Origin of the sequence: Flavobacterium aquatile LMG 4008 = ATCC 11947 (assembly GCF_000757385.1) — a bacterium.
Classification (GTDB): domain Bacteria; phylum Bacteroidota; class Bacteroidia; order Flavobacteriales; family Flavobacteriaceae; genus Flavobacterium; species Flavobacterium aquatile.
Genome location: NZ_JRHH01000006.1, coordinates 270,244 through 279,757, shown reverse-complemented (window position 1 = coordinate 279,757; position 9,514 = coordinate 270,244). Strand labels below are relative to the sequence as shown.

General features: G+C 31.0%; 9 protein-coding genes. All 9 read left to right on the top strand.

The features are described from left to right. The coding region (locus LG45_RS15930; protein WP_035129146.1) for a T9SS type B sorting domain-containing protein at positions 1–870 on the top strand (870 nt) is incomplete at its 5' end. Positions 871–929: 59 nt separating this feature from the next. Next, on the top strand, positions 930–1,838 hold the full coding sequence (locus tag LG45_RS15925; protein ID WP_035129144.1) for a PorP/SprF family type IX secretion system membrane protein: 909 nt from the start codon (positions 930–932) through the stop codon (positions 1,836–1,838). A gap of 13 nt (positions 1,839–1,851) precedes the next feature. Then, the gene (locus LG45_RS15920) at positions 1,852–3,798 is read left to right on the top strand and encodes an OmpA family protein (protein ID WP_035129142.1); all 1,947 of its coding nucleotides are present in this window, start codon (positions 1,852–1,854) and stop codon (positions 3,796–3,798) included. A gap of 43 nt (positions 3,799–3,841) precedes the next feature. Then, positions 3,842–4,195 carry a hypothetical protein gene (locus LG45_RS15915; RefSeq protein WP_035129139.1) on the top strand — a complete coding sequence of 118 codons (354 nt, stop codon included), beginning with the start codon at positions 3,842–3,844 and terminating at the stop codon, positions 4,193–4,195. Positions 4,196–4,877: 682 nt separating this feature from the next. Further along, positions 4,878–5,054, top strand: a complete 177-nt coding sequence (locus LG45_RS16535) for a hypothetical protein (protein ID WP_165570824.1) — start codon at positions 4,878–4,880, stop codon at positions 5,052–5,054. Positions 5,055–5,741: 687 nt separating this feature from the next. After that, positions 5,742–6,491 (top strand): SDR family oxidoreductase, encoded by a 750-nt coding sequence (locus LG45_RS15910; protein ID WP_035129136.1) that lies wholly within the window; start codon positions 5,742–5,744, stop codon positions 6,489–6,491. 122 nt (positions 6,492–6,613) lie between these two features. Then, positions 6,614–7,522 carry an alpha/beta fold hydrolase gene (locus tag LG45_RS15905; protein ID WP_240471893.1) on the top strand — a complete coding sequence of 303 codons (909 nt, stop codon included), beginning with the start codon at positions 6,614–6,616 and terminating at the stop codon, positions 7,520–7,522. A gap of 19 nt (positions 7,523–7,541) precedes the next feature. After that, complete coding sequence (locus LG45_RS15900) at positions 7,542–8,639, top strand: alpha/beta hydrolase (protein WP_373862634.1); 1,098 nt, start codon at positions 7,542–7,544, stop codon at positions 8,637–8,639. A gap of 10 nt (positions 8,640–8,649) precedes the next feature. Further along, positions 8,650–9,441: an alpha/beta hydrolase gene (locus tag LG45_RS15895; protein WP_035129133.1), complete on the top strand. Its 792-nt coding sequence runs from the start codon at positions 8,650–8,652 to the stop codon at positions 9,439–9,441. Positions 9,442–9,514 lie beyond the last annotated feature (73 nt).

Here is a 9,514-nt window from a genome sequence, read left to right as displayed (position 1 = left end):
ACTGTTCAAGATACTACAGCTCCTGTATTGACATCAACACTTGATGCTGTAATAAATGTAAATTGTGATGCTATTCCGAATATGCCTGTTGTAACATTTAGTGATGCTTGTTCATCTGCTTCAGATATTACAATCACTTCAACAGAAACTCCTTCTGAAGTTTCAGAAGATGGAAGTTATACAATCATTAGAACTTGGACAGCATCTGATTCGTGTAACAATCAATCAACGGTTAGTCAAACTGTAAACGTTACTATTTCTAATTATTTTAGAACAATTGTTAAAGATTCAGTTTGTAGTGTTAATCAAGGATTAATAATTGACATTGCCGATGAAATAAATACTCAATATCCAGGCGTTGTTTCTTCAAATGGAACTTATACTGATGTGAGTAATTCTGGAGCATTAAATGAATCAACAGGAGAGTTTACTCCATTGAATTTAGCTGATGGAGACTATATTATTAGATATGAAAACAATGATCCAGAATGTCCAAGAATCGTAGAAATTACATTAAAAGTTAGAAGAGATGCTTGTACTGTATTAGACTGTGTTACTTTAGTTGTTCACAATGCCTTTTCACCTGATGGTGATGGTATAAATGAGAACTTTATTATTGATAATATAACAGATCCTTGTTATGTAGAAAACAAAGTAGAAATCTATAACAGATGGGGTGTTTTAGTATTTGAAGTTCAAAACTACAACAATGTAGATCGTGTATTCAAAGGCTATTCCAATGGAAGAACAACCGTAAATGAATCCTCAGGTTTACCAGCAGGAACGTACTTTTATGTTTTAAAATACAAGACTATAGAAGGAAATTATTCTTCCGAAACAGGACATTTATATTTGGGCAGATCTAACTAATGATAAAAAAATTCTAGAAGTAGTAGAACAGCTACTACTTCTAGATTAATAAATAAAATATGAAAACAAAATTTTTATTTTTCGCTTTATTATTCACAATTTTAGTGAGTTATGCGCAGCAAGATGCACAATATACACAATACATGTACAACACCATCAATGTTAATCCGGCTTATGCTGGTTCACGTGGTGTAACAAGTATTTTTGGATTGCATAGAACACAATGGGTAGGATTAGACGGTGCTCCAACAACTAATGCATTTTCAATTAATGCTCCTTTGGGCTCTAATCTAGGTGGAGGATTATCTTTTGTAAATGACAAAATTGGTCCAACAACAGAGAACACCATCTCCGCCGATATCTCATATACTATTCAAACCTCTGAAACGTACAAACTGTCATTTGGAGTTAAAGGAACGGCTAACTTATTCAATTTGGATGCCAGTAAATTAAATCCTGAGCAAGCTGGTGATCCATCGTTACAGAATTTAAATAACAACTTTTCACCCAATGTTGGAGCTGGTGTTTATTTTCACTCCGATAAATTATATTTAGGAGCATCGGTACCTAATTTTTTTGAAACCAAACGCTATTCTGATAATGATTTTGTAGTTAACAAAGAACGCATGAACTTCTATTTTATTGGAGGTTATGTTTTTGATTTATCACCAACTTTAAAATTTAAACCAGCGTTTTTAACCAAAGTAGTTGAAGGTGCGCCGTTGCAATTAGACGTTTCTGGAAACTTCTTAATCAATGAAAAATTTGTTCTTGGAGTAGCATGGAGGTGGAGTGCCGCGGTGAGTTTAATGGCTGGATTTCAAGTGACTGATGGATTGTATATTGGATATGGATACGATTTAGAAACTACCAAATTGCGAAGATACAACTCCGGTTCACACGAAGTATTTTTACGTTTTGAATTATTCAAACGTGACAATAAAATAGTTTCACCAAGATTCTTCTAAAAAAGCAACCATTATGAAAAAAATTATATATACTACCTTAGTTTTCATTATTTCTTTGAATAACTACGCACAAAAAACTAAAGAAGCTAAAGCCAATAAAGAATACGAAAAGTATGCTTATGTTGATGCAATAAAAACCTATGAACGTCTTTATGAAAAAGGATATAAGTCGGTTGATATGCTTCAAAAACTGGGTGATTCTTATTACTTTAAAGCTGATTTAGATAATGCAGCGAAATACTACACGGAACTTTTTAACCTAACACAAGATGTAGAGCTCGAGTATTATTATCGCTATGCTCAATCTTTAAAAGCAATAAAAGATTACAAAAGAGCTGATGCTATGTTGGCTAAATTTAACGAAAAAAGCGGTAATGACAGTCGCGGTAAATTAGCAGAAAATCAAAAAGATTACCTAGCACAGATTAAGAAAAATTCAGGAAGATATACCATAGAAAATGCTGGAATCAATTCTGATAAATCAGATTATGGTAGTTCATTATACAATAATAAAATAATATTTGCATCAGAAAGGGATACTTCGGGAATAGGTAAAAGAAAACACTCATGGACTGGTGAGAGTTTTACCAATTTATATAGTGCCCATATGGGTGAAGGAGGAAGTTTAAGTGAACCAAATAGATTTGGAAAGAAACTAAATTCTAAGTTTCACGAATCAACTCCAGCTTTTACAAAAGACGGAAAAACAGTTTACTTTACTAGAAATAATTTCTTAAATGGTAAAAAAGGAAAAGACTCCGATAGAGTAACACTTTTGAAAATCTACAAAGCAACTTTAGATGGTGATGATTGGATAGAAGTTACCGAATTACCATTTAACAGTGATCAATATAATGTTGCACATCCAGCATTGAGTAGTGATGAAAAAACATTATATTTTGCATCCAACATGCCAGGAACTATTGGTCAATCTGATTTGTTTAAGGTAGCAATTAACAGCGATGGCACATTTGGAAATCCAATAAATTTAGGAAAAACAATTAATACTGAAGGAAGAGAAACTTTTCCAATGGTAACTGTAGATAATGAATTGTATTTTGCCTCTGATGGTCATCCTGGACTAGGTGGATTGGATATATTTGTTTCTAAAGAAATGTCTGATGGAGATTATAAAAGTGTGCAAAACGTTGGTGAGCCATTAAACAGTTCAAAAGACGATTTTGGATTCTTAATTGATACTACTACTAGGTTAGGATATGTCACATCCAATAGAAATGGTGGACTTGGAAGCGATGATATCTACAAATTTAGAGAAACTAAAAAACTAGAATGTGAGCAATTATTAGAAGGAGTTGTTACCGATCAAGAAACAGGAAAACCACTAGCACATACTAAAGTAACTCTTGAAGATCAAAATCATAAATTTATTAAAGAATTAATAACTGATGCAGAAGGTAAATTCAATTTTGGACTTGTTTCTTGTGGAGGTAAATATTATTTGATTACTCAAAAACCAGAATACACTACCAAAGAGACAGCTACGATTGTAGCAGAAGAAACTGGAAAAACATTCGTTCCTATAGCATTAGAAACAAAAGAATTGCAAGTAAAAATAGGAGACAATTTAGCAAATGTATTCAAAATCAAAATTATCTACTTTGACCTAGATAAATCATTTATTCGACCAGATGCTGCCATTGAATTAGCAAAAATACTTGATGTGTTAGAACATAACCCAACGATGGAAATTGATGTTCGCTCGCATACCGATTGTCGTCAAACTGCTGCTTACAATATGGCGTTGTCAGATAGAAGAGCGAAATCAACGGTTGCTTGGTTAGTTTCTAAAGGAATTGCAAAATCAAGATTAACAGGAAAAGGATATGGTGAATCACAACTTGTAAACGATTGCGGATGTGAACCTACAAACAAATCTGATTGTAGCGAAGAACAACATCAAGCCAACAGAAGATCAGAGTTTATAATTACGAAATTGTAATCATTTATTTTTTGATTTTCAATTACAATGAAACAAGTAGTTTATGAATAAGAAAAGATTGTTTGTGTATGACACCTGTCGTGGTTTTGCAAGATTTATTAAAATAAATTTTTCAAATGAATATGAAATCTTAACATGTAATTTAAAAAGAAATTTGCAAGATAGTTCTATTGAAGAAATACAAGTTGCATTTGTTAATATTAATCAATACGAAGACGTTGTTGATTTCTTTTACATCAGATCTAAAGTAAAATTTGTCTTTGCCCTCTCAAAATTTCCTGATGTAAAATTAATGTTAGAAGAATTTCAAGATGTTATTTTTTTAGATTTGGATATGCTTAAAAGCGATGCTATAAGACAAATATTAGATAATTTAAAAATTATGGAATCAAATTAAATTAATTATCAACGTATTTTTTGAGAATATATAACACTTTTGATATTGAATTTGATTTTATTTAAATTATCTACTATTTGTCTTATAGTATCAGTTTTTCATTAACCAAAATTTTCTCTAATCATAGATTGCTGAAAACATTGTGGATTTCAATAATAACGATAATTTAAAATTAGACCTTACGGAAAGTAATAAAAAGAAACAAAACTCATACTATATGTATTTCTATTACCAATAATAATATAGACGCACTCCATTTAGCTTTATTCAACATCAGTATTATATTTTTTTTTAATGTGGTAGTGGTAAGTGATTTAATATTTATCAAAGCCGGATAATCTTTAATGAGCTTCACGACCTTCAAATCGAGATGGGCTGTCTCCTGGAGTAAAAGGAAATTCTGCGATTACATATCATCACTTACTACTTCCCATACTTTCATATCTTTAGCAACAAATGTTTATATGCTTTTTAGTGATAATTGAACTAGTCTTTATTTCAATATTTTAAAATCAACTTAACATTAAATAACATTATATATTATCAAATAACTTCTAAAGGATTTTATATCCGGTAATTTTGTCTCATAATAATTAATCATTAAAAATTAATATCATAAAACAACAATTTTACCAGAGGAGATTATCTCTACAATTTTAAATTTGTACTAACTCTTTTTGTAGTGGTACACTTTACAAGTTTTGCAACTAACACAGAACTAGCAATTACAAAACCATCACACCAAAAAACGATTGTTCTTTTAACTGGAGCTTTTATTAGTAATAATGGAATGGAGTTGAGTGAGCAAAAAGCCTACTATGACAAATTAGTGATTCCAGAATCTAGAAGATTAATGTGAGGTGCCTTAAAGAAAGGAGCCAGAGTAGATTACAAAAAAGCGCATGTACCTTTGCTATTTGTATCAGGATCTGAAGATAATATTATACCAGCATCATTGAACAAAAAAACATACAAAAAATATTTAAAGAATCAATCTGAAGGATCAATAACTGAATATTAAGGAATTCAAAGGTCGTAATCACTTGGCAATGTCTCAAAAAAATTGGCAGGAAGATGCTGATTTTATTCTTGATTGGATAGCAAAATACAACCAATCAAGCATTGACACTGCAATTGTAATTAATAACTAATTCAGAAAAATACATACCGACTTTATTCTAGAAAAAACACCATTACATTTTTAAAAAAAGTAGTGGTGTTATTTTTTTAATATGTTCAAGTGAATTTTGTTACTATTTCTTAAAAAAAATGATCTTACTTCCAAACTGATTTTTTTGTAACTTTATGGATATCAATACTTTTTGTAATAATTAAAAATGGTTCAATAATTAACCAAGTAGGCTTGGGAGTAAATATTGCATTTAATAATTTATATAAAAATATAGTACTTAAACTATAATAAATATTCCTAATCAAATAATAGCTTTTAACACTAAATAACATTCAATAATAGTAGATAACTTTTTGGTTTTTAATAGAGTACTAATTTTGAATATTGAAATTAAGTAATTAAAAATAATCAAAAATGAAAACAACAAATAATACAATACTAATTACCGGAGGTGGTTCTGGAATTGGTTTCGAAATGGCAAAATTATTCTCAAAGGATAATAAAGTAATCATTACAGGCAGAAATGCTAACAAGCTAAACGAGGCGGTGTCTCGTCTTGAAAATGTTACTGCTTTGGTATCTGATATTAATAGTGATAAAGATGTAACTAATTTATTATCAATATTAAACCGCGATTTCCCTAATCTAAATGTGGTAATTAACAATGCAGGATTGGCTAATTATTATAAACTTACCGATGAAAACGCTAATGCCTTCGATAAAGCTAGTGCAGAAATTTTGACGAATTATCTTTCAATTGTTAGACTTACAGAAAAATTACTTCCGTCTCTTCAAAAACAAGAATCAGCAGCTTTTGTAAATGTATCTTCTATTGCGGCATTTTCTCCAGGAATTCTTCTACCCGGATATGCCGTTAGTAAAGCAGCATTACACTCTTACTCTCAAGTACTCCGAATTACACTTGAAAAAGAAAGTGCATCTCCAGTGAGAGTTTTTGAATTGATGCCACCATTAGTAAATACAGATTTTTCAAAAGAAATTGGTGGTGAAAATGGTTTAAATCCTTCAGAAGTTGCAAAAGCACTCAAAGATGGTTTGGAATTGAATAATTATGAAATTCATGTAGGAGAAACTGCAGAATTTTATAAGCTCTTTCTCTCATCACCTGAAAAAGCTTTACAAGTAATGAATGGTTATAGTTAAAGATTAACAACTATTAAATAGTTAACACTAAATAACATTTAATAATAGTTAATAACCTTTTGGCTTTTAGAATGTTAGTAAATTTGAATATTAAAATTAATTAATCCAAAAAATAAATAAAAATGAAAACAACAAAAATGATTTACGCAATTAGTGCTTTTTTAACTTTATTAGTTACAACTGTAAATGCACAAACGGCTTTAAATTCTAAAACAGAATTTGCCGAAATTAGGGGCAAAAAAATTGCCTATCGAATAATTGGTAAAGGGAAACCAATTATTTTGGTCAACCGCTTTCGCGGAACTTTAGACACTTGGGATCCTTTGTTCTTAGACAAACTTGCTCAAAATTATAAAGTAATTACTTTTGATTATACAGGAATTGGTTATTCAACTGGAACATTACCAATAGATGTAATTGATGTTGCAACAGATGTAAAAGATTTAGCTGATTATTTAAAATTAAAGAGTATTTACCTTTTAGGATGGTCTTATGGCGGAACAATTGCTCAAGTTGCCACTATTCAGTATCCACAACTTATTTCACACTCCATTCTAATTGGAACTGGACCTCCGGGAAAAAACGATATGCCTTTAGAAAAAGCATTTTTAGAAAGAGCTCTAAAACCTATTAATGATGAGGATGACGAAATTGTACTGTTTTTCGAACCAAATTCCGCCGAAAGCATCAAAGCATCAAAGCTATCACATGATCGAATTGCAAAAAGATTGGATGTTTCTAAAATCCCATCAACTCAAGCAGTTTTTGACTTATACTTTAAAGGTGGCGCCGATTTTAGAGAAGATAAAGCAAATTTTAGAGAACAGTTAAAAACTACTAAAATACCAATTTTAGTTATCTCTGGAGATCATGATATTTCATTTGCAGTAGAGAATTGGTTTGTACTTAATCGTCAATTGCCAACAGCACAAATTATTGTTTACCCACAAACAGGTCATGCGCCTCAACATCAATATCCTGAACTTACTGTAAATTATATTACCAATTTTATAACTCAAATAAGTAAATAAATCTTAAAAATTAAATATCATGAAAACAAAATTAATCACATTAAGTATAGTAACAACTATTTTATTAATAACATCATCATGCAAAAAAAGTATAGATTTTTCTATAGAAACAGATGGTGATAAAAAACAAGAAAACATGGAAGTAAAAACACAAAACTATGCCACAGATCCAGATATCGATTTGGGCACAAAAGAGTTCCTTAAAGTATTAAACTCTGGAGGAACACCATTAGAAAAATTACCTATTGCTGATGCAAGAAATGTATTAGTTGGAGCTCAAGCTGGAGTAAAAGTTGATGTAAGTGGAATTGAAGAAAGTGAAAAAACAATTACAAAAGAAGGACTTACAGTAAAACTCAACATTGTTAGACCTGCAAATAAAAGTGGAAAATTACCAGTATTTATCTTCATTCACGGAGGCGGATGGGTTTTAGGAGATTATCCAACTCACAAAAGATTAGTGCGCGATTTAGTTGTAGCATCTGGTTGTGCCGCAGTTTTTGTAAATTATACACCATCACCAGAAGCTAAATATCCTGTGGCAATTAATGAAATTTATGCGGCAACAAAATGGGTAGCAGAAAACGGAAATGAAATTAATGTTGATGGCAAAAAATTGGGTATTGTTGGTAACAGCGTTGGCGGAAACATGGTTGCAGCAACTACATTAATGGCAAAAGATAAAAACGGACCAAAAATTAAATTTCAAGTTTTATTATGGCCAGTAACCGATGCTAGTTTTGATACTGAATCGTATAAAAAATATGGAGCCGATAGATTTTTAACATCTTCAGTTATGCAATGGATGTTTGATCAATATACTACAAATCCAGCCGATCGTAAAAGTAAATATGTTTCTCCTTTGAGAGCAAGTATTGAAGATCTTAAAGGTTTGCCACCAACATTAATTCAAGTGGCTCAAAATGATATTCTACGTGATGAAGGTGAAGCTTTCGGAAGAAAATTAGACGAAGCTGGTGTAACCGTAACCACAGTTAGATACAACGGAATGATTCATGATTTTGGATTGTTAAATGCCTTGGCAACATTACCAACTACTCGTTCAATGATTGAACATGCAGGATCAGAATTACAAAAACATTTGTTAAATAATTAATTAAAAGAATATGAAAACTATAAACTCTAAAACCATTTTATTCGTTACTGGCGCATTCGTTAGTCATAATGGTTGGGAAAATTGGAAACGCTTTTTCGAAAGTAAAGGATATACTTGTATTGTCGAGCCTTGGCCAGAAAAGAATGGTACTCCAAAAGAATTACGCGATAAACAACCTAATGATTTCGGATTGGCAAATTTACAATACAACGATGTTGTTGATCATTATGCTAAAATTATTAGAAGTCTTCCAGAAAAACCAATATTAATTGGTCATTCGCTTGGCGGATTAACAGTACAAATCCTTTTGCAACGTGGTCTTGGCGAAGCTGCAATAGCTATTCATTCGGTTCCACCACAAGGTGTGTTGTCATTTGAACCTTCATTTATTAGATCGTTATGGAAACCACTGGGAATATTTAGTTCTTTGAAGAAAACACATTTAATGAGCTTTTCAGAATGGCAATATGCATTCACTAACGGAATGTCATTAGAAGATCAAAAAGAATCTTATGGAAATAATATAATTCCCGAATCAAGAAGAGCAATCAGAGGTCCGTTAGGTAGTGCAGGAAAAATTGATTTCAAAAAACCTCATCCTCCGTTATTATTTATTTCAGGTAGTGAAGATCATATAATGCCAGCTTCACTCAATTTTAGTAATTACAAAAAGTATAAAAATTCTCACAACGATTCAATAACTGAATATAAAGAATTTAAAGGTAAAAATCACTTTGTACTCGGACTACCAAGTTGGCAAGATGAAGCTAATTTTTCATTAGACTTTATAAATAAATACTAAACAGTACTTGAATTACTTATACACTAACTACTAAATAAATTTTAAGTGGTTGGTGTATAGTTGTTTAATAAGA